A 21,054-nucleotide genomic window follows, 5' to 3' on the forward strand; every position below is an offset into this window, starting at 1 on the left:
TGACCCCCGGTAACACTAAACATTCTGTAACCGGGTGGATACGCAGGGCCGTAATCCGGATGTGCAAAAGCATCTCCGAACGTGTTCAGGCTTTCGTAAGGTTTATCGCGCTGTGACAAATTCCTGCACTGGCATCGCGGTCGCGCGGGGGGACTCCGGATGATGCCGACTCAGGCGCACGGGGGGGCGCCAATCCCCTGTACCAACCGCATCCCCGCCAGGATCGAGGTAGCGATGTGTGATCTCCTGAACCGCATCTGGTCGCGTCCCCGCGGCGAGTGGAACCGGGTAGTGAGAAATGAACTCCCGGATCTCGCCGAGAAGTTGGTCGCGGAGTTGCAACGCGGATTTCCCGCATTGTCCGCACTTCTCGGGGATACTCCCGTAGAAGACGCACATTGGGCGCTTGAACAGGCCTTGCTGACAGTTCTGGGGTACCAAAAAGAGTCGGAAAGTAAACCTCCGGCAGTACCCTCAGTTGTCACACCGATGCCGGTGGCCCGGGCCCGCCAGGACCTGTTCGACGTGCTCGCCGGCCAACGAGAAGTACCCGAGGAGGGGGTGCACGAACTGGCCCGCGCGGCGGGCTGGCCGGTGCCCGACACCCTCCAGGCCGTCGTTCTCGCCACCCCCGCCGAGGCAGCCCAACTCGCCGCGGCACTGGGGCATGCCCTCATCGGCAATGTCGAGGGCTACACCTGTCTGTTCGTGCCCGACCCGGCCACCCAGACCCGGGCCCGCCTGGAGGCGGCGCTCAAGGGCCGCCCGGCGGCCGTCGGGCACGTGGTGCCGGCCACCGACACCGCGTCCTCGCTGCGTTGGGCCCGGTACCTGCTCACGCTGGCCCCGAGCCGGGTCGGCCCGGAGTCGCGGCCCGCGTTCGTCGACGACCATCTCTCGGCGCTGCTGCTGCTCCAGGACGAGTCGCTGGCGGATGCCCTGACCTCCCGCTGGCTCGGCCCGCTGGAGGAGCTGACACCCCGGCAGAGCGAACGGCTCGAAGTCACGCTGCTGGCGTGGCTGGAAGGAGGAGGTGCCCCCGAGGCGGCCAAGCTGTTGCATGTGCACCCGCAGACGGTCCGGTACCGCTTGCGCCAGATCGAGAAGCTCTTCGGTCCGGTGCTGCGTGACCCGCGTACCCGCTTCGAGCTGGAGATGGCGCTGCGCAGCCGGCGTCTGATGGCCCATGTCCGCAGCTACCGCGCGCGGGCCGGCCGCCGCGCCCGCGCCGTCGCGTCCTCCATACGCCCCCTTGGCATGGCCCGTGAGGCCCGCGTCAACGGTCTTTGAGGAACCGACGGATGAACCACCGCGCCCCTTGAGCTGACCGCCGGCCGGTCCGACGGCGTACCGCCGGCACCACGACAGCACCTCGGCGCAGAACAGTGGCCCCGACCCGGGAATCCAGGTCGGGGCCACTGCGTTGTCCGGTCCAGGGGGCCCACAGGCCCCTTAGGGGACGTCTCCCCTAAGGGGCCTGTGGGCCGTAGGCCTCAGGGCCGCGGGCCCGTCAGGTGCATTGCTGGCCGTTGTTGATGCAGTCGACCGCCTCGCGCATCAGGTTGTCCGGCATCACGTTGATGAAGTCACCGTGGTCGGTCACCGGTTTGTGCAGCTGTTCGGGGAAGCTGTCCACCGCGAAGCTGTTGCCCTGCGGGACGTCGTAGGTGATCCGCTGGACGAGCTGCGGGACCGCCTGGAAGCCCTGCGGGCAGGTGCCGTTCTGGTCGGAGAACGCCATGTGGTCGCGGTGGTTGCCGCTGTCGATGTCCCGGCCGTTCCAGCAGTTCTGGAAGGCGAAGGTACGCACGACCTGCGAGCCCTGGGGGCACAGCGGGTACTTGTCCTTCAGCTGCCGGTCCTCGAAGCCGGTACAGCTCCAGGAGGCGTTGGCGTTCTTGGTGCCGTTGGTGAACGCCTTGGCGTCGCCGGTGATGATCTTCAGGAAGCGCGGCATCTCCCGGACCTCGCCCGACTGGCTGCCCCGGAAGGTCAGGGTCACCGTCGCCGGGGTCAGCGTGGTGCCGACGTTGGCGTCCTGCGCGGCGCCCGGCTTCTGCTCCGCGTTGCCGTCCAGCTTGCGCAGCACCGGCCAGTAGTGGGTGGACTGGTCGCCGTTGTTGCAGGTGGTGTCGGAGGCGGCGAGCTTGTTGTCGTCGGAGAAGGCGTCGGTGGCCTTGTTGCCGACGTAGTCGTGGGTGTGGTGGGCGCCGTTGCTGACGCCCGGCGTCACGATGACGTTGTCGGAGTTGAAGTGGCCGTCCTCATTGCGGCCGCACTCGGTGACGAAGGTGCCGGTCGAGGCGTTGCCTCCCTGGGGGGCGGCGAACGGCGGGGCGTCGGCGTTCGGCTGGACGTTGTTGATGTCGACGAAGTCGTCGGGGGAGGGGCCGCCGGCCTGGCCCTGCTGCTGCCCGCCGTTCTGGTCCTGGCCCTGCTGCTGGCCCGGATCCTGGCCCTGCACCTGACCGGGGTCCTGGTTCTGGTCCTGGTTCTGGTCCTGACCCTGGGTCTGGTTCTGGGTCTGGCCCTGGTACCAGCCGTCCTGCACGGACTTCGTGGAGTCGTTGCCGCCCGCGCCCGCGCCCTCGTTGACGGACTTCATGGTGCAGCCGCTCATCTTGAGCAGGTAGCTGGGCCGTTTGGTGTCCTTGGCGATCGCGGTGACCATCATCTTGATGGTCTTCTGCCGCTGCGTCTTCAGCCCGTTGAGGACGCTGTCGCCGGTGCCGCCCATCATCTTGTGGTAGGCGTCGTGCACCTGCTTGTCGAGCGCCGACAGCCCCTTGGAGACCGGGAGCTTGGCGCTGCGGGGTACCTGGCGCAGCCGTTCGCCCACATCGGGGCAGGAGAGCGTGAAGGCGCTCGCGGTGTGCTGGGCATGGCCGGCTGCCGCGTCCGGTGTGTTGTTGCCGGCCAGCGCCGTGGTGGCGTAGGCGGCGAGGCCGCCGCCGCCCAGGAGCAGGGCGGTGGCGCCGATGAGCATTCTGTTCGTCAAACGCGAGCGTTTATGGGCCTGTTGCCGTTGCCTCATGAGATCACTTCGCTTCGTCCGATGTGAGGGGTGTCGGTGGGTGCGGGGGTCGTTTCTTTCCGGTTCGCGGATGGGGGCGGGCGGGGGGCGTCCCCCGCCGTGGGCGGAGCTGTCCGGCGTCGTCCGGGCCGGCGACCGCGCCGCCGTGGCATGCCAGGGCTCCGTCGCCTAGCTGCTGTGCAGGGTGTTGAAGTCGACGCCACCGGTCTTCTCCAGCGCCGTGATGTGTTGCAGGACGACGTCGTTGGCCCGGTTCGCCAGGGCGCGCACCATCGAGTTCTTGGTCTGGTCGCGGACCAGCGCCACCAGGCCGAAGACCTTGCCGTGGGCGCGGCGCAGCAGCTCGGCGAACGTCGGGGCGAAGTCGTCGCCCTGGGCGGCGTTCATCTGCGCCAGCCAGCCCTGCTGATCGGCGTTGGGCTGGTTGGGCAGGGAGATGCCCAGCGCCCGCCCGGCCTCGATCGACCGCCGGTCCAGCTCGGTGTGCCCGGCGACGAGGATGGCGCCCGCGGAACGGACCGCCGCGGTCTGCCCGCGTTCCTGCGCCTGGCGGCCCGCGGGCAGTTCCCACAGGCCGGCCAGTCTGACCTTGCGTACGAAGTCCCGGTCCATGGCGGTCAGCGGACCGTAGCGGGTGTTCACCGTGCCGCCGCCGTCGTCGTCGTACGTCACGGTGTTCGTCGCCGCCGACGCGGTCTCACCGAAGAGCTGCACGGGCAGCAGCAGTGCCGCGAGAGTGGCCACGAGCGCCGCTACCACCAGTCCGGTGGCGATGGTCCGCCCGGATGTTGCGGAATTGCTGAGGATGGACCGCACACGGCCTCCCGGATCGTCCGTACTGGAATGCCACCGGACGTTAAGTGCCGTGACGGGCCCACGGTCGCGGGTCCTCACGCCTGGACAAATAACGGCCGGGCCCGCCGCGGCACTGCTACGGTGCCGCGGGCGGGCCCGGCCGGATGCGGGTGACGTGCGCCGGCTGCCGTATGCCCGGCCGGGCCCGTCCACAGGTGGTGTGCTCTGCGCCCTCAGCGCGCGTACAGGCCCGCCGCCGCCCATCTGCGCCGGTCCTGCCGGGTCTCGGGCTCCTCACGCTGTCCCTGGGCGTACAGGGCGTCGATCTCGGCCGCGTACTGCCGGACGATCGCCGCCCGCCGCAGCTTCAGCGACGGCGTCACCAGCCCGGACTCCTGGCTGAACTCGCCCGGCAGCACCCGGAACGCGCGGATCGACTCGGCCCGGGACACCGACGCGTTCGCCCGTGCCACCGCCCGCCGCACCTCCGCCTGCAGCTGCTCCTCCGGCGTCGGTGGGCTGCTGTCCGTGCCGGGGGCCTCCCGCAGCTTGTGCCAGTGGTCCAGGGCCTCCGGGTCCAGCGTGATCAGCGCGGTCACATACGGCCGGTTGTCGCCGACCACCACACACTGCGAGATCAGCGGATGGGCGCACAGCCGCTGCTCCAGCCCCTGCGGGGCCACGCTCTTGCCGTTGCTGGTGATGATGATGTCCTTCTTGCGGCCGGTGATGACGAGATAGCCGTCCTCGTCCAGATGCCCCAGGTCGCCGGTCGCCAGCCAGCCGTCGTACAGCCCGCTGCCCGGTGCGTCCTCGTCCTCGTCGAGATAGCCGGCGAACACCACCGCACCGCGCACCCACACCTCGCCGTCCAGCGCCAGATGCACCGAACTGCCCGGCAGCGGCAGGCCCACCGTCCCGAACCGCACCCTGCCGGGCGGCTGTGCGGTGATCGCGCCGCTGGTCTCCGTCAGGCCGTAGCCGTCGTAGACGGTGATACCGACGCCGGAGAAGAGCAGGCCCAGCTCCCGGAACAGCGGTGAACCGCCGGAGACCGCGGTCCGCACCCGGCCGCCCAGCAGCTCCCGGATGCGGGAGTACACCAGCCGGTCGTAGAGCGCGTGCCGGGCCCGCAGGAACGGGTCGGGGCCGCGCCCGGTGCCCTGCGCCTCCGCCGCGAGGGCCTCCGCGTAGCGCACCGCCACCGTCATTGCCGCGTCAAACGTCCGCCGCCGGCCGGCCTGTTCCGCGGCCTGCCGGGCGCGGGCGCAGATCTTCTCGAAGACGTACGGCACCGCGAACAGGAACGTCGGACGGAACGAGGCGAGCGCCGGCAGCAGTTCGTCCGAGGTCACATCGGGCTGATGGGCGAGCTTCACCCCGCCGCGCAGACACGCCACCTGCACCATCAGCCCGTAGATGTGCGCGAACGGCAGGAAGGCCAGCAGCGACGGGCGTTCGCCGGGCGCGGCCAGCAGCCCGCCCCAGCCCGCGTAGAGGGTGTCGCACCCCGCGGCGAGATTGGCATGGGTGATCACACAGCCGCGCGGGCGCCCGGTGGTGCCCGAGGTGTACACGATCGCCGCGACGGTGTCCGGGGTGACCGCATGCCGCAGCCGGTGCACATCGGCCTCGGTCAGCCGGGTGCCCTCCTCCGTCAGCCGCCGGACGCAGTCCAGGTCCAGCTGCCACAGCCGGCGCAGCATGGCCCGTTCGTCGCAGGCCTCGGCCACGGTCATGGCCTGCGCCTCGTTCTCCACGACGATCGCGGTGACCTTCGCCCCGGCGAGGATGCAGCGCAGCTGCTCGGCCGAGGCGGTCGGATAGACCGGGACGAGCTGCCCGCCGATCGCCCACAGCGCATAACTGAACAAGGTCCACTCGTAGCGCGTACGGGACATCAGCGCGACCCGCATGCCGGGCCGTATCCCGTCCGCCAGCAGCCCCCTGGCCAGGGCCATGACCTCGTCGCGGAACTCCGCCGCCGACACCTCCTGCCAGCTGCCGGGTGTCCGGTCGTCGCGGCGGGCGAGCTGAGCGAAATCCGGCTGGTGGACGGCGGTGTCGAAGACGGAGTCGGCCAGCCCGCCGGTCCGCAGTTGAGCCGCCAGGGCCGGGACGCTGATGTCGCGCACAGCACCTCCTAGGTGTTCCCCCTTGAATTCCCCCTGCTCCCCGCCGTCCCCGACGGCAGGGAGGCGCAAGCTACCGGCCGGTCTCCCGGCTGCCCAGATGTGTGGCTACTCTTGAGCGGAAGACGACAAGTCTTGACGACCGGACAACCTGAGGAGGGCGCTGGATGTACCGCATCGTCGACTCGTGGCGCCTGTACACCTCAGCGCTCTTCTTCGTCCTCGCCGGATTCCTGCTCACGCAGACCGGTCTCACCACGGCCCTGACCGCCGCCGCGACCACCACCGCGCTGCTGCTCCTGTGCCGCGCCTTCCTGATCGCGGCCTGCGCGCGGCCGATGCCACCGGGCCGGATCCGTACGGCCATCCGCGACCGCGAGCGGCGTACGGCCTTCCTGCCACAACGTGATCCCGACGCGGCCGGCCGGCCGCGCCCCCGAGCACCGGGCCGTCCCCTCCCGACGGCCGCGTAGGCGCACGGTCCGGTCCCCGCACCGCTTTCCGCGTCCGCGCGGCTCGTCACGCCGAATCCACATCCCGGCACGACGAGACCCGTGGAGGGCTCACCCATGTCCATGTTCGGCTTCCTCGGCGAGGCGCTGGCGCACGGCGCCCAGGCGATCGCCCCGCTCTTCGGCTCCGCGGCCATGGCCGCCACCATCGTGCTGTTCACCCTGGGGGTCCGCGCCGCGCTGCACCCCCTCGCCCGCGCCGCGGCCCGCGGCGAGAAGGCCCGTACGGCGCTCGCCCCGCAGCTCGCCGAACTCCAGCGCAAGCACAAGGGCAACCCCGAGCGGCTGCAGAAGGCGATGGCCGACCTGTATGCCAAGACCGGCTCCTCGCCGCTCGCCGGCTGTCTGCCGAACCTGCTGCAGCTGCCGGCCTTCTTCGTGATGTACCACCTGTTCTCGACCGGCAGCGGCGACCTCCTGAACCACACGCTGCTGGGTGCGCCGCTCGGCGGGCACTGGACCGAGGCGCTCGCCGACGGCGGGGTGCTCGGGCCGCAGGGGCTGGTCTACCTCGGGCTGTTCGTGCTGATCGCGGCGGTCGCCACCTGGAACTTCCGGCGGGCCCGGGCCACGATGGCCAAGGCCCCGCAGCCGGCCGCGGGCAACGCCGCACTGCCCGGTATGGCCTCGATGGCCAAGGTGATGCCGCTGCTGTCCTTCGGCATGCTGATCACGGTGGCGGTGGTGCCGCTGGCCGCCGGCCTCTACACGGTCACGACGACGACCTGGACGGCGTTCGAGCGGGCGCTGCTGCACCGGGACCGCGGGCGCGGCGCACAGGAGGCGGGCGCCGCGGCGGCCCCGGCCACGGGGAAGACAGCTCCGGCGAAGGGCAGGACCGGCCCGGCGAAGGGGAAGACGTCCGCGGCCAAGGGGAAGACTGCCCCGGCGAAGGGGAAGGCCGCGCCCGCCGTGGAGAAGACGTCCCCGGCCGGGGCACCGGCGGCGGCGACGGCACCGGCTGACGGGGCGTCGGGCGAGCGCACCCCGCGGCAGCACCCGGCCCGGCAGCGGGCGGACCGGCGCACGCCGAAGAGCCGCGCGGCCCGGCAGCGGGCGGCCCGTGCCAGGGCCAATTCCCAGGCCAATCCACAGGCCAACTCGCAGGCCCGGTCCCAGGCTCGGTCCCGCCCGGCCGGCGAGGCGGGTTTGCGGTCCGGCGAGGCGGGTTCGCGGTCCGGCGGCAAGGCTCCCGGGCACACCGTCACTACCCCTCAGTAGCGGTCCAGTCCGTGAACGGGGTCTTGCGGACCGGACCCCGTTCTTGGACGATCAGCCAAATCGCTCGATGGCCGTCCCCCATCGGACGGCCCGGGACATCGTTCCCGGGCCGACCTTCGACCACGGGAGTTGAACCGATGAAGCTGCTGCGTGTCGGCATGGTGGGGGCGGAACGCCCGGCGCTGCTCGACGGGACCGGGGCTCTGCGGGACCTGTCGGGCCTGGTGCCGGACATCGACGGAGCGCTGCTCGCCGACGAGGGGAAACTGGCGCAGATCCGCACCGCCGCCGCCTCCGGTGAGCTGCCGAGGCTCGATCCGGCCGGGCTGCGCACCGGTCCGCCGGTGGCCCGGATCGGCAAGGTCGTGTGCATCGGGCTGAACTACCACGACCACGCCCGGGAGACGGGGGCTGCGCCCCCCGGGGAGCCGATCCTCTTCATGAAGGCCCCGGACACGGTCGTCGGCCCCGACGACACCGTGCTGGTCCCGCGCGGCAGCGTGAAGACCGACTGGGAGGTGGAGCTCGCGGTCGTCATCGGCCGGACCGCCCGCTACCTGGAGAGCGACGCGCAGGCGCTGGCGGCGGTGGCCGGTTACGCGGTGGCGCACGATGTCTCCGAGCGGGCGTTCCAGATCGAGCGCGGCGGCCAGTGGGACAAGGGCAAGAACTGCGAGACGTTCAATCCGCTGGGCCCCTGGCTGGTGACCGCCGACGAGGTACCCGACCCGCAGCACCTCGGCCTGCGGCTGTGGGTCAACGGGGAACTCAAGCAGGACGGCACCACCGCCGAGCAGATCTTCCCGGTGGCCGAAGTGGTCCGCTACGTAAGCCGGTTCATGACCCTCTACCCGGGCGACGTCATCAACACCGGCACCCCGGCCGGCGTCGCCATGGGCCGCCCGGAGCCCAAGCCGTATCTGCGGTCCGGCGACGTCGTGGAGCTGGAGATCGACGGCCTGGGCCGCCAGCGCCAGGAACTCAAGGACGCCTGAGGGGACGGGCACCGAGGGGCGGGCCGGCCGCCGGCCCCTCGGCGGTGTCCCAAGCGGCGTTCCGCGCCTTCGCTTCCGCGCCTTCGCTTCCGCGCCTTCGCTTCCGCGCCTTCGCTTCCGCGCCTTCGCTTCCGCGCCTTCGCTTCCGCGTCTTCGCTTCCGCCGCGGTGCCTCTGCTTCCGCGCCTTCGCTTCCGCGTTTTCGCCTCCGCCGTGGTGCCTCGGCTTCCGCGTCCCCCGCTTCCGCGTCCCCCGCTTCTGCGTCCCCCGCTTCTGCGTCAGCCCGTCGCCAGATAGCGCTCCAGTGCCTCGACCACCAGCGCATGGTCGTCGGCCTGGGGCAGGCCCGAGACCGCGACCACCCCGACGACGCCCGTGCCGCGCAGCCGGACCGGGAAGGCGCCACCGTGCGCGGCGTAGCGGTCCGGGTCCAGCCGGGAGGAGTCCTCGAAGGTGCGGCCCTTGGCGCGGAAGCGGGCGCCGACCAGGTACGAGGACTCGGCGTAGCGTTCGACGACGGCGGACTTGCGGGCGATCCAGGCGTCGTTGTCGGCGGAGGTGCCGGAGAGCGCGCAGTGGAACAGCTGCTGGGCGCCGCGCCGGATGCCGATCGTCACCGCGGCGCCGCGCTCCTGCGCCAGCTCCACCAGCAGCGAGCCCAGGTGCCAGGCGTCCTCGTTGCTGAAGGTGTCGAGGACCAGTCGCTCCTCCTGCGCGGCCAGTTCGCGGATCTCGTCGTCCGCCGGGCGCGGACCGGCCGGACTCATGCGCGCGCCTCGATCCGGACCGTACGGCCTTCGGCGGCGGAGAGCTTCGCGGCCTCCAGGACGCGCAGCGCGGCCGCAGCCTCGGTGGCGGTGACCGGCGGCCGGCCGCCCTCCCGGAGCGCCCGTTCAATCGCGGCGTAGTACGCGGGGTAGTCGCCCGGCAGCGTCGGTACAAGCTCACCGCCACCGGCCCGCGGGGACGCCCCGGCGCCGAGCCGGCCCCGGCAGGACTCCGGCTCCACACCCCACTCCACGCCCTCGGTGCCGGGCCGCAGGCCCTCGCGCAGTGCGGCCTCCTGCGGGTCCAGGCCGTGCTTCACATAGCCCGCCCGGCTGCCCAGCACCCGGAAGCGCGGGCCCAGCATGGCGGTGGTGGCGCTCACCCACAGATGGGAGCGGACACCGCCCGCGTGGGTGAGGGCGAGGAAGGTGTCGTCGTCGGCCTCCGCGCCCGGCCGCCGGATGTCGGACTCGGCGTAGACCGAGACGACCGGGCCGAACAGGGTCAGCGCCTGGTCGACGAGGTGGCTGCCGAGGTCGTAGAGCAGCCCGCCGATCTCCGCCGGGTCGCCGGACTCGCGCCAGCCGCCCTTGGGCTGCGGGCGCCAGCGCTCGAAGCGGGACTCGAAGCGCTGGATGTCGCCGAGCGTGCCCTCCTCGACCAGCTTGCGGACGGTGCGGAAGTCGTTGTCCCAGCGGCGGTTCTGGAAGACGGAGAGCAGCAGACCGCGGTCGTCGGCGAGCGCGGCGAGCTGCTCGGCCTCGGCGGCGGTCGCGGCCAGCGGCTTGTCGACGACGACCGGCAGACCGGCCTCCAACGCGGCGGTGGCGAGCGGCACATGGGTCTTGTTCGGCGACGCCAGCACGATCAGATCGAGGTCCGCGGCGCGGTCGAGCACCGCCTGCGGGGTGCCGACCGTACGGACCTGGGGATGCTCGGCGCGGGCCTGTGCCTGCCGCTCCGGATCGGAGGTCGAGACGATGTCGAGACGCAGGCCTTCGGTGGCCGCGATCAGGGGGGCATGGAAGACCGAACCGGCCAGGCCGTAACCGATGAGGCCGACGCGGAGCGGGCCGTGCGGGGCAAGGGTGCCGGTGGGGTCGTCGCTCATCTCGCTCATGGCTCCCACTTAAGCAACGCTGTTGCCAAAGTGCAAGCGATGCGGACAATGGGTGGGTGAGCAGCAACGACATCTCCCAGGGCCGCGCCGGGCCTCCGGCCACCGCCGGACCTGCGGCCACCGCCGGGCCTGCGGGCACCCCCGGGCCTCCGGCCACCGCCGGGCCTGCGGGCACCCCCGGGCCTCCGGCCACCGCCGGGCCTGCGGGCACCCCCGGGCCTCCGGCCACCCCCGGGCCTCCGGCCACCCCCGGACCTGCGGTCACCGCCGCGCCCCCGGCCACCCCCGGGAATCCGGGCGTCAATCTCCCCGCACTGCGCGGGCACAATGCCGCGCTGGTGCTCGGGCTGCTCCGTTCGGCCGGTGAACAGGGGGTCAGCCGGCTGGAGCTCGCCGCCCACACCGGGCTGACCCCGCAGGCCGTCAGCAAGATCACCGCCCGGCTGCGGTCCGAGGGCCTGGCCGCCGAGGCGGGCCGCCGGGCGTCCACGGGCGGGAAGCCCGCCACCGTCCTGCGGCTGGTGCCCGGCGCCCGGCACGCGGTCGGGCTGCACCTGGACCGCGATGAGCTCACCGCCGTACTCGCCGATCTCACCGGCGCCCCGGTGGCCGTACGCCGCGCCCCGCTCGCCTTCGAGGCGGGCGCCGGGCAGGTGCTCGACACCGCCGGACGGGAGGTCGCGGCGCTGCGCGCGGAGGCCGGCGGGCCGCCGGTGCTGGGTGCCGGGGTCGCCTGCCCCGGGCCGCTGGACCACAGCTCCGGCGTCCTGCACCGGGTCACCGGCGCGCCCCAGTGGGACGGCTTCCCTCTGCGGGACGCGCTCGCCGAACGCCTCGGCCTGCCCGTCGTGCTCGACAAGGACACCAACGCGGCCGCGCTCGGCCTGGCCCAGGGGATGCCGTCCGGCGCCGGCTCGTTCGGGTATCTGCATCTGGGCACCGGCCTGGGCGCCGGGCTCGTCCTGGGCGGCGGCCTCTACCGCGGCCCCCGCACCGGCGCCGGGGAATTCGGGCACCAGACCGTGCAGTGGGACGGGCCGCGGTGCAGCTGCGGACGGCGTGGCTGTATCGAGGCGCTGTGCCTGGCGGCGGTGGCCCGCGGCGATCTCCCGGGTGCGGCAGCGGTGTTGGGGGCGGGCGCCGCCAACCTCGTCGAACTGCTGGACATCGACCGGGTGCTGCTCGGCGGGCGCACCGTACTGGAGAACCCCGACGGGTTCCGGACCGGTGTGGCCGCCGCCCTCGACGCCCAGGCCCGCGCCCGCGGCAGGGCCGCGGTCCCGGTGGCGCTCGCCCGGGGTGGCGCACGGGCGGTCGCGGACGGGGCGGCGGAGCTGGTGCTCGCGCCGCTGTTCGGGACGCGGCAGCCCGCCCTGGCGCCCTGAGGGGAGCCGCGGGGCGCCCTTCGGACGGGCGCCTTTCGGGCGGGCTTCGGACGGGCGCCTTTCGGGCGGGCTTCGGACGGGCGCCCTTCGGGCGGGCTTCGGACGGGCGCCCTTCGGACGGGCTTCGGACGGGCTTCGGCGGATGGCCTTCCGGATGTGCGGCCTTCCGGGCGGGCGATCTTCCGACGGTCCGGCGGTCCGGCGGTCCGGCGCCCCCTGACCGTGCCGGTACGGACCGCCGCTGCCGCCCGGCCGGGCCCGGGATGCGAGGATCACGCCGTGGAGTTCCCGTACGGCCAGGATCCTGGCGCACCCATCAGGTCCGGCATCCCCGAGCACGGACGCATTCCCAAGTACTACGCGGCCAAGGTCGAAATCGCCGCGCTGCTGGACGAGTTGGGCGAGGGTGAGGTGCTGCCCACCGAGCGTGAACTGGCGCTGCGCTTCGAGGTCTCCCGCGAGACGCTGCGGCAGGCGCTGCGGGAGCTGATCCTGGAGGGACGGCTGCGCCGGCTGGGGCGTGGCACGGTCGTCGCGGGCCCCAAGCTGGAGCAGCCGCTGTCCCTCGCCAGCTACACCGAGGGCGTACGCGGCCAGGGCCGCAAGCCCGGCCGGCACCTCGTCGGCCTGGACCGCTTCCCGTGCCCGGCGGCGCTCGCCGGTGACCTGGGGCTCGAAGTCGGCGACGCCGTATGGCACATGGAGCGGGTGCTGCTCGCCGACGACGAGCGGGTCGGGCTGGAGAGCACCTATGTCGCGGTCGAGCGGGCGCCGGACCTGGCCACCGGCTTCGTGCCGGACTCGTCGTTCTACGCCTACCTCCATGAGCGGCTCGGTATCGGCTTCGGCGACGCGGACGAGCGGCTGGAGACCGTACTGGCCACGCCGCGCGAGGCGCTGCTGATCGGCACGCCGGGCGCGCTGCCGATGCTGCTGATCCACCGGCTGTCACGGGACACCGGGGGCCGCCCGCTGGAGCGGGTGCGCTCCCTCTACCGGGGCGACCGGTTCTCCTTCACCACCCACCTGGGAACCCCGGCGCCGGGCTGAGGCGGCCCGGCCGCCCCCTTCATGCGGTGGCCCGGCCGCCACTCTTTCCGCGGTGGCCCGGCCGCGCCCCTTCCCGCGGTTGCGCGGCCGCCCCCTGCCCGGCGCCTGACCCCACCCCCGAAAGGTCACGAGAAGATAACGGGTCTAGGCCAAGCTTGCCACCCTGTTCACCCTTGCGTCGCCGGGCCACCCCCTGCGGGCCACCCACCGCCGCGACCGTCTGGGGCATGCGAGTCATAGTCGTCGGAGCCGGTGTGCTGGGAACCATGCACGCCTGGCACGCAGTCGAGCGGGGCCATGAGGTCCTGCACATCGAGCGGGAGGCCGAGGCCCGCGGCGCCTCGGTCCGTAACTTCGGACAGATCTGGGTCAGCGGCCGGGCCGGCGGGGAGGAGCTGAACACCGCGCTGCGCGCCCGGGAGCTGTGGGAGGGGATCGGCGCCCGCGTCCCCGGCATCGGCTTCCGGGCCATCGGCTCGCTGACCGTCGTCAAGAACGATGCCGAGCGGGCGGTCGCCGAGGCCGCGACCCGCCGTCCCGACGCCGCCGCCCGCGGCTACCGGCTGCTGGACGCCGAGCAGGCCCGCACCCTCAACCCCGCCCTGCGCGGCGCGTTCACCGGCGCCCTGTGGTGCGAACGGGACGCCGCCGTCGAGCCGCGCACCGCCCAGCGCGCCCTGAAGGCGGCGCTGCTGGAGTCCGGCCGGTACCGCTATCTCGGCGGCCGGGAGGTCCGCGAGGTGGTCGGCGAGCGCGCCGTACGCGACGACCACGGCGAGGTCCACCACGGCGACGCCGTCGTCCTGTGCACCGGCGCCTGGCTCGGCGGCCTGGTCCGCGAGCTCTTCCCCGAGCTGCCGGTGCGCCGGGTGCGGCTGCAGATGATGCAGACCGACCCGCTCGGCGAGCCGCTGACCACCTCCGTCGCCGACGCCGACAGCTTCCGCTACTACCCGGCCTACCGGAGCGACGCCCTGGACGCGCTCAACGCCGGCCAGGCGCAGGCGCCGACCGCCGCCGCGCACAAGATGCAGCTGCTGATGGTCCAGCGTGCCGACGGCGGACTGACCATCGGAGACACCCATGAATACGAGGCGCCCTTCGCCTTCGACACCGTCGAGGAGCCGTACGAGCACCTGACCGGTGTCGTCGAGTCCGTCCTGGGCCGCCCGCTGCCCCGCATCCGCCACCGCTGGGCCGGGGTCTACGCCCAGTGCACCGACACGTCCCGCGTCGTGCACCGGCAGCAGGCCCGCGACGGCGTCTGGCTGGTCACCGGACCCGGCGGACGCGGAATGACCTGCGCCCCGGCCATCGCCGAAACCACCGCGAACGAACTGGGCTGGTGAGGAAGTTGACACACCCCGACACGGCACCCGACCCGCGCGACCGAGACCGGGCACCCGACCCGCGCGACCCGGACACCGCCCCCGACCCCCGTGAGAGCGGCATGGCATCCGACGCCCACAACAGCCAACTGATCGTCCTCGACATGGCCGGCACCACCGTCGCCGACGGCGGCCTCGTGGAGCAGGCCTTCGACGTCGCCGCCCGCCACCTGGGCGTCGAACCGGGCAGCGCCGGCCACGCCGAGAAGCTCGCCTACGTACGGGCCACCATGGGCGAGTCCAAGATCTCGGTATTCCGGCACCTCTTCGGCGACGAGGCCGCCGCCCGGCGCGCCAACACCGCTTTCGAGACGGCCTACGGGGAGCTGGTCGACGGCGGCCGGATCGCGCCCGTCCCCGGCGCCCGCGAGGCGATCGAGGCGCTGCAGGCCGCCGGACGCACCGTCGTGCTCAGCACCGGCTTCGCCCGGGTCACCCAGGACGCCCTCCTCGACGCGCTCGGCTGGCAGGACCTGGTCCCGCTCACCCTCTGCCCGGCCGACGCGGGCGGTCGCGGCCGCCCCTACCCCGACATGGTGCTCACCGCGCTGCTGCGCACCCGGGCCACCGACTCCGTCCGGCGGATCGCGGTGGCCGGCGACACCTCGTACGACATGCTTTCCGGACGGCGGGCCGGCGCCTCGGTCGTCGCGGGTGTGCTGACCGGTGCGCACGACCGGGCGCAGCTGGAGTCGGCCGGGGCCACCCATGTCCTCGGCTCGGTCGCCGAACTGCCCGCGCTGCTGGGAGTGGTGTGAGATGTCCGCCTCAGCCGCCACGGCACCCGCCCGGACCGGCGCCCGGTCCGCGGCCCCGGCCCCGGCTGCGTCGGGCATTCGCTTCGACCAGGTGTCCGTGGCCCACGGGAAGCACGGCGAGCACACCGTCCTGGACTCCTTCGACCTGACCGTCGAGCCGGGCGAGGTGATGGCCCTGCTCGGCCCGTCCGGCTCCGGCAAGACCACCGCGCTGCGGGCGGTCGCCGGATTCGTCCGGCCGGTCTCCGGGCGGGTGCTGATCGGCGGCCGGGACGTGACCGCGCTGCCGCCCCACAAGCGCGGCATCGGCATGGTCGTCCAGCAGTACGCGCTGTTCCCGCACATGAAGGTCGCCGAGAACGTCGCCTTCGGCCTCAAGGCGCAGAAGACGCCGCGCGCCGAGATCCCCGGCCGGGTCGCCGAGGCGCTGGAGATGACCGGCATGGCCGCCTACGCCGGCCGGCATCCGAGGGAGCTGTCCGGCGGGCAGCAGCAGCGGGTCGCCCTCGCGCGGGCGCTCGCCATCCGTCCCGGGGTGCTGCTGCTGGACGAACCGCTCTCCGCGCTCGACGCCCAGCTGCGCTCCGGCATGCTCGCCGAACTCGCCCGGCTGCACCGCGAGCTGCCCGATGTCTCCATCCTCTATGTCACCCACGACCAGATCGAGGCACTGACCCTGGCCGACCGGATCGCGGTGCTGGACCGGGCCCGGCTGCAGGACTGCGGCACCCCGCAGGAGCTCTACCGGCGCCCGCGCACCGAGTTCACCGCCTCCTTCGTCGGCACCGCCAATCTGCTGCCGGTGACGGTGCGCCGGGGCGGCGACGGCAAGGGCGACGGCAAGGGCGACGGCGTCGACTTCGCCGGCCGGCCGCTGACCGTGCCCGTCGGCGACGAGGTGGCCGAGGGTGCCACCGCGACCCTCTGCGTGCGCCCGCACCTCGTCGGCCTGGGGGAGAGCCCGCAGACCGGGGGGCCCGGCGAGGGCCCGCAGACCGGCAGCCCCCACAACACGCTGCGCGGCACGCTCACCGACGTGCAGTGGCGCGGCGCGACGCACCGTCTGTACGTGGCGGTCGACGGCCACCGCGTGCTGGCCGACGTCCGCGAACTGCGCACGACGCCGGTGCTGGGCGAGGAGGTCGCGCTGCACTTCGCGCCCGAGGACGCCGCCCTCATTCCGGCGGGGCTCACCGAGGGCGGTGCTCCTGATGCCTAGGACGGATACGGCGGCCACCGCCGCGACGGCCGCACCGGTCCGGGGCGCGGCGGGGGCCCGCCCGCCGGACCGCCCATCGGCCCGCCCGTCGGCCCGCCCGCCGGACCGCCCATCGGCCCGCCCCCGCCGCACCGGGGCCGCCCTCTGGGCCCTGCCACCCGTCGCCGCCCTCGCCCTGGTCTTCCTCTATCCGCTGGCCCTGGTGGTGTGGCAGTCCTTCACCCCGGAGGACGGCGGCCGGTCCACCGCCCCCTACGCCGAGGTCCTCGCCGAGGCGTCCTTCCGTGCCGCCCTGACGAACACCGTGCTGATCGCCGTCGGCGCCACCCTCGGCGCGCTGCTGCTCGGGCTGGCGCTTTCCCTCGTGATCGCCTTCGTCCCGTTCCCCGGAGGCCGGGCGCTCAGCCGCTTCATCGACCTCTTCCTCGCCTTCCCGTCCTTCCTGATCACCCTCGCCCTGCTGTTCCTCTACGGCACCGTCGGCATGGCCAACGGCCTGTGGACGGATCTGACCGGCGCCGCCCATGGACCGCTGGACTTCCTCCACACCCCCTGGGGCGTCCTGCTGGCCGAGGTCACCTACTTCACCCCGTTCGTGATGCGGCCGCTGCTCGCCGCCTTCTCGCAGATGGAGACCGGGCAGCTGGAGGCCGCCGCCTCGCTGGGCGCCCGGCCGTGGCGGATCGTGCGGACGGTGATCCTGCCGGAGGCGCTGCCCTCGCTCGCGGCGGGCGGCGCGCTGGTCCTCGTGCTGTGCCTCAACGAGTTCGGCATCGTCCTCTTCACCGGCGCCAAGGACGTCGTCACGCTCCCGGTGCTCGTCTACACCAAGGCCATGCTCGACGGTGACTACACCGGAGCCTGCGTCGTCGCCGTCGTCAACATTGTGCTGTCCGTCGCGCTCTACGCCCTCTACCGGACCGTGATGTCCCGTACGGGCGGCGGCGCCGGGCCGCGCTCAGGAGGTGTGCCCCACCGTGCTGGTGCATAGCAGGCCCGCCCGCCGGGCCCTCCACATCCTCTTCCTCGTCCTCTTCCTCCCCGTCTTCGCGCTGCCGCTGCTGGTGATCGTCGCCGCGTCCTTCGCGAGCAGTTGGAGCGGCGCCCTGCCCTCCGGCGCGACCCTGGCGCACTATCAGGACATCGCGCACGGTGAGGCGCTGCACGCCCTGCTCACCAGCGTCCTGACCGCACTGGCCGCGAGCCTCGCCGCGCTCACCGCCGGCACCTGGGCCGCCCTGGCCGCCGAAAAGCTGGGCCGCCGCACCCGCCGCCTCCTCGACGCCCTCTTCCTGCTCCCCGTCGCCGTCCCCTCGGTGGTCGTCGGCCTCTCCCTCCTCGTGGCCTTCTCCCGGCCCCCGTTCCTGCTCAACGGCACTCCGCAGATCGTGATCCTCGCCCACACCGTGCTGGTCACCGCGTTCGCCTACCAGTCCGTGACGGCCGCACTGACCCGCCTCGACCCGGCCTACGAGCAGAGCGCGGCCGGCCTCGGCGCCCGCCCCGCCTACGTCCTGTGGCGGGTCAAACTGCCCCTGCTGCTGCCGTCCCTCACCGCGGCCGCGGGCCTGTGCTTCGCCCTGTCCATGGGCGAGCTGAGCGCCACGATGATGCTGTATCCCCCGGACTGGCTGCCGCTGCCGGTGCAGATCTTCGCCGCCACCGACCGCGGCGCCCTCTTCGCCGGCGCCGCCCTGGCGGTGACCCTGATGACCGCCACCCTGCTCGTCCTCTTCGGCGTCTCCCTTATCCGCACCAAGGCCTCCTACCGCTGAGGCGCGCCCGGCCGCACTCCACCGGACTCCACCGGACACCCCCCGACCCCCTCCCCAACACCCGCACCTTCCTGAGGAGTTACCTCGCCATGTCCCGCCCCCGCCCCTTCCGCAAGCCGCTCGCCGCCTGCTGCGGCGCCCTCACCCTCGGCCTCCCGCTCACCGCCTGCGGCGGCGCCTCCACCGCCGACCCCCACGCCAAGGAGGTCACCGTCTACAGCGCCGACGGCCTCAAGAGTGAGCAGGGCGACGGGTTCTACGACACGGTCTTCAAGGACTTCGAGAAGAAGACCGGCATCAAGGTCAACTACGTCGAGAGCGGCTCCGGCGCGGCCGTCCAGCGACTGGCCCGCGAACGGGTCAACACCAAGGCGGATGTGCTCGTCACCCTCCCGCCGTTCATCCAGCAGGCCGACGGCAAGGGCCTCCTGGACACCTACCGCCCCAAGGGCGCGGACCAGGTCGCCGCCGCGGACAAGGCCCCCTCCGGAAACTGGACCTCGATCGTCAACAACTACTTCTGCTTCATCTACAACAAGAAGGAGCTGAAGCGGGCCCCCGCCACCTGGCAGGACCTGCTGGACACCAAGTTCAGGAACAAGCTCCAGTACTCCACCCCGGGTGTCGCCGGCGACGGCACCGCCGTCCTGATCAAGGCCCTGCACGACTTCGGCGGCCAACGCCCCGCCATGGACTTCCTCAAAAAGCTCCAGGCCAACAACGTCGGCCCGTCCTCCTCCACCGGCCAGCTCGCCCCCAAGACGGACAAGGGCGAACTCCTGGTGGCCAACGGCGATGTCCAGATGAACTACGCCAACATGAAGTCGATGCCCAACCAGGGCATCTTCTTCCCCGCCCCCCGTCCCGGCGCCAGGCCCACCACCTTCGCTCTCCCCTACGCGGCCGGCCTGGTCAAGCAGGCCCCCCACAGCGCCAACGCCAAGAAGCTCCTCGACTATCTGCTCTCCGCCCCCGTCCAGCGCCAGGTCTCCTCGGCGGGCGGCGGCTTCACCTCCCGCACGGACATCAAGGCCACCGACCCCCACGCCACCGAACTCGCCAAGATCATGAAGAACGTCGAGATCTTCCGGCCGGACTGGAACGACATCGACAAGAACCTGGATGCGCATGTGGACCAGTGGCAGGCGGCTACGGGGGGCTGAGCCGACCGCGCCCGTGCCCCTCGCCTTCCCGGGCGAGGGGCACGGTCCTCACTCTTCCGCCATGAACTCGTACTGCAACTCGTAGAGATGGCCCGCCTTGACCATCACCGTGACCTCGATGGGAAGGTCGCCGTCGCTGCGGACGACCCGGAGCGTCCGGAGCACGGGCAGATCACCCGGCAGCCGCAGCGCGCTGAACTGCTCCTGGGTGGGCACCCGGGCCGAGACCCGGTCCACGCTGCGCCGGGGCGGGTACCCCAGCCCGGCGAGCAGCACCGGCGTCCCGCCCTTGATCTTCTGACGCTTGGCAATGGCCGTGCCCCGGGCGATCGCCGGCGGGTAGTAGGAGCTGACCAGCTCGACCGGTTCGTCATCGATCAGCAGCACCTGCTGGCGGAGCAGAGCCGTGCCGCCCTCCGGGAGACCGAGCACCGCGGACACCTCGGCGGGCGGCACGACCTCCGCCACCCGGAGCAGCTTGCTGCGCGCCCGCGTTCCGAGCTTCTCCGCCTCGGTGAGCCAGCGGTACCGGTCGCCGTCGTCCGCCGGAGCCATGTACGCGGCCGGCCGCATGGTCCGCTGCCGGTGCTCCCGTACCGTCACAGCCGCTCCGGCGCGTCCGACGACCAGGCGCTCTTCCTTGAGCAGCCCCAGCGCCTTCTGCACCGTGGCATTCGAGGCCGCGAACCGCTCCTTGAGCCGGGCCGTGGACGGCAGCTTGGCGCCCGGCGCGAGGTCCCCGTTCATGATCTCGTCGCGCAGATCGGCGGCGATACGTTCGTGCAGAGGGCGGATGTCGAAGCTGTCGGTGCTGTCGCCGGTCACGTCGGTCATCCGATTCTCACGTCGTAGCGCAGTCGCTGGCGCTGCGCGGGCATCACCATTCTGTCCGCCTGGAGGGGCCGGTCCCGGGTATCGAGGGTGAGCCGGAGCAACTGCAGTACCGGCTGCGAGGGTTCCGCCTCCAGGGCCGCGGCCTCCTCCTCGCTCGGCAGCCGCGCGGTGACGTCCTCGCGGGCCCGTACGCCGACGTATCCGAGCTCGGCGAGCAGCGTGACCGCCCCGCCGGCGATCTTCGCCGTCCCGGCGAGCCGGGTGCCCTGGGCGATGGCCAGCGGATAGTAGGTGTCCGTCAACTCGCAGGGCTGCCCGTCGAGATACATGATGCGGCGCCGCACGACGACGTGGTCACCCGGCCCCACGCCCAGCAGCTCGGCGATCTCGCCGGGGGCGGCCACTTCCCCCGCCTGCACGATGCGCTGGCTGCCCCGGCGGCCCTTGGCCGCGGTCTCGGCGCTCCACGCATCACGCTGTCCCGGTGCACGCGGGGCCAGGTACGGCACGGACGTGGTGACCCATTCGGCACTGTTCACGGCATCCTCCGGCACGGTCGCCGGTCCTCCCACCCGACAACTGTGCTGCCTTACGGAACCAGCGACAAGCCTGAGGGCGGGCTACTTCTTACTGCTCTTCGCGAAGAGCGATATCTCCTGGCCGAGGTGCGTGCACAGCCCGAAGTGCGGCGGTGGCCGACCATCCATCTCTCGCACCGGCAACAGGCCCGACCGCTTCCGTGGCCCGGTCCCGGTAGGGGCAAGGCGGCAGAAGACCGCGGTGATCGCCAGGGTCAGGGGCACGGCGGCTGACTTAGGGTGGGGGCGTCGGCCGTACGCACGACGCGCGGGTCCTTTCGCGTGGTCCACGGCGCGTGCGGGAGGCGGTCGGCGCCCCTGGTCATCA

General features: G+C 72.7%; 19 protein-coding genes. 12 read left to right on the forward strand and 7 right to left on the reverse strand.

All coding sequences use genetic code 11. From position 1 onward, the window contains the following. The first annotated feature begins 489 nt into the window (after positions 1 to 489). Positions 490 to 1,290 carry a helix-turn-helix domain-containing protein gene (locus AB0C46_RS24640; protein ID WP_362830316.1) on the forward strand — a complete coding sequence of 267 codons (801 nt, stop codon included), beginning with the start codon at positions 490 to 492 and terminating at the stop codon, positions 1,288 to 1,290. A gap of 220 nt (positions 1,291 to 1,510) precedes the next feature. Here the strand turns inward: AB0C46_RS24640 and AB0C46_RS24645 are convergent, their stop codons facing one another. The 3 genes from AB0C46_RS24645 to AB0C46_RS24655 all read right to left on the reverse strand — a co-directional run bounded on the left by AB0C46_RS24645 (position 1,511) and on the right by AB0C46_RS24655 (position 5,964). Then, complete coding sequence (locus AB0C46_RS24645; RefSeq protein ID WP_362830413.1) at positions 1,511 to 2,986, reverse strand: DUF1996 domain-containing protein; 1,476 nt, start codon at positions 2,984 to 2,986, stop codon at positions 1,511 to 1,513. Between the two features lie 216 nt (positions 2,987 to 3,202). Then, positions 3,203 to 3,850: a DUF4142 domain-containing protein gene (locus tag AB0C46_RS24650; protein WP_362830317.1), complete on the reverse strand. Its 648-nt coding sequence runs from the start codon at positions 3,848 to 3,850 to the stop codon at positions 3,203 to 3,205. Between the two features lie 212 nt (positions 3,851 to 4,062). Beyond that, on the reverse strand, positions 4,063 to 5,964 hold the full coding sequence (locus AB0C46_RS24655) for an AMP-dependent synthetase/ligase (RefSeq protein WP_362830319.1): 1,902 nt from the start codon (positions 5,962 to 5,964) through the stop codon (positions 4,063 to 4,065). A 164-nt stretch (positions 5,965 to 6,128) separates the two neighbouring features. Here AB0C46_RS24655 and AB0C46_RS24660 point away from each other — a divergent pair, with 164 nt between their 5' ends. The 3 genes from AB0C46_RS24660 (at position 6,129) to AB0C46_RS24670 (ending at position 8,689) form a co-directional block, all read left to right on the forward strand. After that, the gene (locus AB0C46_RS24660) at positions 6,129 to 6,434 is read left to right on the forward strand and encodes a DUF6412 domain-containing protein (RefSeq protein WP_362830321.1); all 306 of its coding nucleotides are present in this window, start codon (positions 6,129 to 6,131) and stop codon (positions 6,432 to 6,434) included. Positions 6,435 to 6,530: 96 nt separating this feature from the next. Further along, a complete protein-coding gene (locus AB0C46_RS24665) occupies positions 6,531 to 7,694 on the forward strand; it encodes a YidC/Oxa1 family membrane protein insertase (RefSeq protein WP_362830323.1) in 1,164 nt (387 codons plus the stop codon). 137 nt (positions 7,695 to 7,831) lie between these two features. Further along, the gene (locus tag AB0C46_RS24670; RefSeq protein ID WP_362830324.1) at positions 7,832 to 8,689 is read left to right on the forward strand and encodes a fumarylacetoacetate hydrolase family protein; all 858 of its coding nucleotides are present in this window, start codon (positions 7,832 to 7,834) and stop codon (positions 8,687 to 8,689) included. Positions 8,690 to 8,966: 277 nt separating this feature from the next. Here the strand turns inward: AB0C46_RS24670 and AB0C46_RS24675 are convergent, their stop codons facing one another. Together AB0C46_RS24675 and AB0C46_RS24680 are read right to left on the reverse strand one after the other, a co-directional pair. Beyond that, entirely contained in the window at positions 8,967 to 9,455 is a 489-nt protein-coding gene (locus AB0C46_RS24675; protein ID WP_362830325.1) for a heme-degrading domain-containing protein, read from the reverse strand. Further along, positions 9,452 to 10,567 carry a Gfo/Idh/MocA family oxidoreductase gene (locus tag AB0C46_RS24680; protein ID WP_362830414.1) on the reverse strand — a complete coding sequence of 372 codons (1,116 nt, stop codon included), beginning with the start codon at positions 10,565 to 10,567 and terminating at the stop codon, positions 9,452 to 9,454. The genes AB0C46_RS24675 and AB0C46_RS24680 overlap by 4 nt, the downstream gene beginning before the upstream one ends. Positions 10,568 to 10,890: 323 nt before the next feature. Here AB0C46_RS24680 and AB0C46_RS24685 point away from each other — a divergent pair, with 323 nt between their 5' ends. The 8 genes from AB0C46_RS24685 (at position 10,891) to AB0C46_RS24720 (ending at position 19,314) form a co-directional block, all read left to right on the forward strand. After that, positions 10,891 to 11,961, forward strand: a complete 1,071-nt coding sequence (locus tag AB0C46_RS24685; RefSeq protein WP_362830415.1) for an ROK family transcriptional regulator — start codon at positions 10,891 to 10,893, stop codon at positions 11,959 to 11,961. Between the two features lie 279 nt (positions 11,962 to 12,240). Beyond that, entirely contained in the window at positions 12,241 to 13,011 is a 771-nt protein-coding gene (locus AB0C46_RS24690) for a GntR family transcriptional regulator (RefSeq protein WP_362830326.1), read from the forward strand. Positions 13,012 to 13,238: 227 nt separating this feature from the next. Next, on the forward strand, positions 13,239 to 14,360 hold the full coding sequence (locus AB0C46_RS24695; RefSeq protein WP_362830327.1) for a TIGR03364 family FAD-dependent oxidoreductase: 1,122 nt from the start codon (positions 13,239 to 13,241) through the stop codon (positions 14,358 to 14,360). 101 nt (positions 14,361 to 14,461) lie between these two features. Continuing rightward, positions 14,462 to 15,157, forward strand: a complete 696-nt coding sequence (locus AB0C46_RS24700; protein ID WP_362830416.1) for a phosphonatase-like hydrolase — start codon at positions 14,462 to 14,464, stop codon at positions 15,155 to 15,157. Position 15,158: 1 nt separating this feature from the next. Then, positions 15,159 to 16,376, forward strand: coding sequence for an ABC transporter ATP-binding protein (locus AB0C46_RS24705; protein WP_362830329.1), 1,218 nt, complete (start codon positions 15,159 to 15,161; stop codon positions 16,374 to 16,376). Continuing rightward, positions 16,360 to 17,367: a 2-aminoethylphosphonate ABC transporter permease subunit gene (locus tag AB0C46_RS24710; protein ID WP_362830331.1), complete on the forward strand. Its 1,008-nt coding sequence runs from the start codon at positions 16,360 to 16,362 to the stop codon at positions 17,365 to 17,367. The genes AB0C46_RS24705 and AB0C46_RS24710 overlap by 17 nt, the downstream gene beginning before the upstream one ends. After that, entirely contained in the window at positions 17,354 to 18,151 is a 798-nt protein-coding gene (locus AB0C46_RS24715; protein ID WP_362830333.1) for an ABC transporter permease subunit, read from the forward strand. Before AB0C46_RS24710 ends, AB0C46_RS24715 begins: the two co-directional genes overlap by 14 nt. Positions 18,152 to 18,240: 89 nt before the next feature. Next, on the forward strand, positions 18,241 to 19,314 hold the full coding sequence (locus tag AB0C46_RS24720; protein WP_362830335.1) for a 2-aminoethylphosphonate ABC transporter substrate-binding protein: 1,074 nt from the start codon (positions 18,241 to 18,243) through the stop codon (positions 19,312 to 19,314). Between the two features lie 48 nt (positions 19,315 to 19,362). Here AB0C46_RS24720 and AB0C46_RS24725 read toward each other — a convergent pair whose 3' ends face one another. Both AB0C46_RS24725 and AB0C46_RS24730 read right to left on the reverse strand, forming a co-directional pair. Continuing rightward, positions 19,363 to 20,148, reverse strand: a complete 786-nt coding sequence (locus AB0C46_RS24725) for a GntR family transcriptional regulator (RefSeq protein WP_362830336.1) — start codon at positions 20,146 to 20,148, stop codon at positions 19,363 to 19,365. Further along, positions 20,145 to 20,687 carry a UTRA domain-containing protein gene (locus tag AB0C46_RS24730; protein WP_362830338.1) on the reverse strand — a complete coding sequence of 181 codons (543 nt, stop codon included), beginning with the start codon at positions 20,685 to 20,687 and terminating at the stop codon, positions 20,145 to 20,147. Before AB0C46_RS24730 ends, AB0C46_RS24725 begins: the two co-directional genes overlap by 4 nt. Positions 20,688 to 21,054: the final 367 nt, after the last annotated feature.

Origin of the sequence: Streptomyces sp. NPDC048637, from assembly GCF_040650675.1 — a bacterium.
Lineage (GTDB): Bacteria > Actinomycetota > Actinomycetes > Streptomycetales > Streptomycetaceae > Streptomyces.

What these genes read in the sequence shown, in the direction of transcription:
- AB0C46_RS24705 (WP_362830329.1), top strand. Translation starts at nt 15,159, where the DNA reads ATGTCCGCCTCAGCCGCCACGGCACCCGCCCGGACCGGCGCCCGGTCC.
- AB0C46_RS24695 (WP_362830327.1), top strand. Translation starts at nt 13,239, where the DNA reads ATGCGAGTCATAGTCGTCGGAGCCGGTGTGCTGGGAACCATGCACGCC.
- AB0C46_RS24670 (WP_362830324.1), top strand. Translation starts at nt 7,832, where the DNA reads ATGAAGCTGCTGCGTGTCGGCATGGTGGGGGCGGAACGCCCGGCGCTG.
- AB0C46_RS24645 (WP_362830413.1), bottom strand. Translation starts at nt 2,986, where the DNA reads ATGCTCATCGGCGCCACCGCCCTGCTCCTGGGCGGCGGCGGCCTCGCC.
- AB0C46_RS24675 (WP_362830325.1), bottom strand. Translation starts at nt 9,455, where the DNA reads ATGAGTCCGGCCGGTCCGCGCCCGGCGGACGACGAGATCCGCGAACTG.
- AB0C46_RS24660 (WP_362830321.1), top strand. Translation starts at nt 6,129, where the DNA reads ATGTACCGCATCGTCGACTCGTGGCGCCTGTACACCTCAGCGCTCTTC.
- AB0C46_RS24720 (WP_362830335.1), top strand. Translation starts at nt 18,241, where the DNA reads ATGTCCCGCCCCCGCCCCTTCCGCAAGCCGCTCGCCGCCTGCTGCGGC.
- AB0C46_RS24700 (WP_362830416.1), top strand. Translation starts at nt 14,462, where the DNA reads ATGGCATCCGACGCCCACAACAGCCAACTGATCGTCCTCGACATGGCC.
- AB0C46_RS24725 (WP_362830336.1), bottom strand. Translation starts at nt 20,148, where the DNA reads ATGACCGACGTGACCGGCGACAGCACCGACAGCTTCGACATCCGCCCT.
- AB0C46_RS24680 (WP_362830414.1), bottom strand. Translation starts at nt 10,567, where the DNA reads ATGAGCGACGACCCCACCGGCACCCTTGCCCCGCACGGCCCGCTCCGC.
- AB0C46_RS24665 (WP_362830323.1), top strand. Translation starts at nt 6,531, where the DNA reads ATGTCCATGTTCGGCTTCCTCGGCGAGGCGCTGGCGCACGGCGCCCAG.
- AB0C46_RS24640 (WP_362830316.1), top strand. Translation starts at nt 490, where the DNA reads ATGCCGGTGGCCCGGGCCCGCCAGGACCTGTTCGACGTGCTCGCCGGC.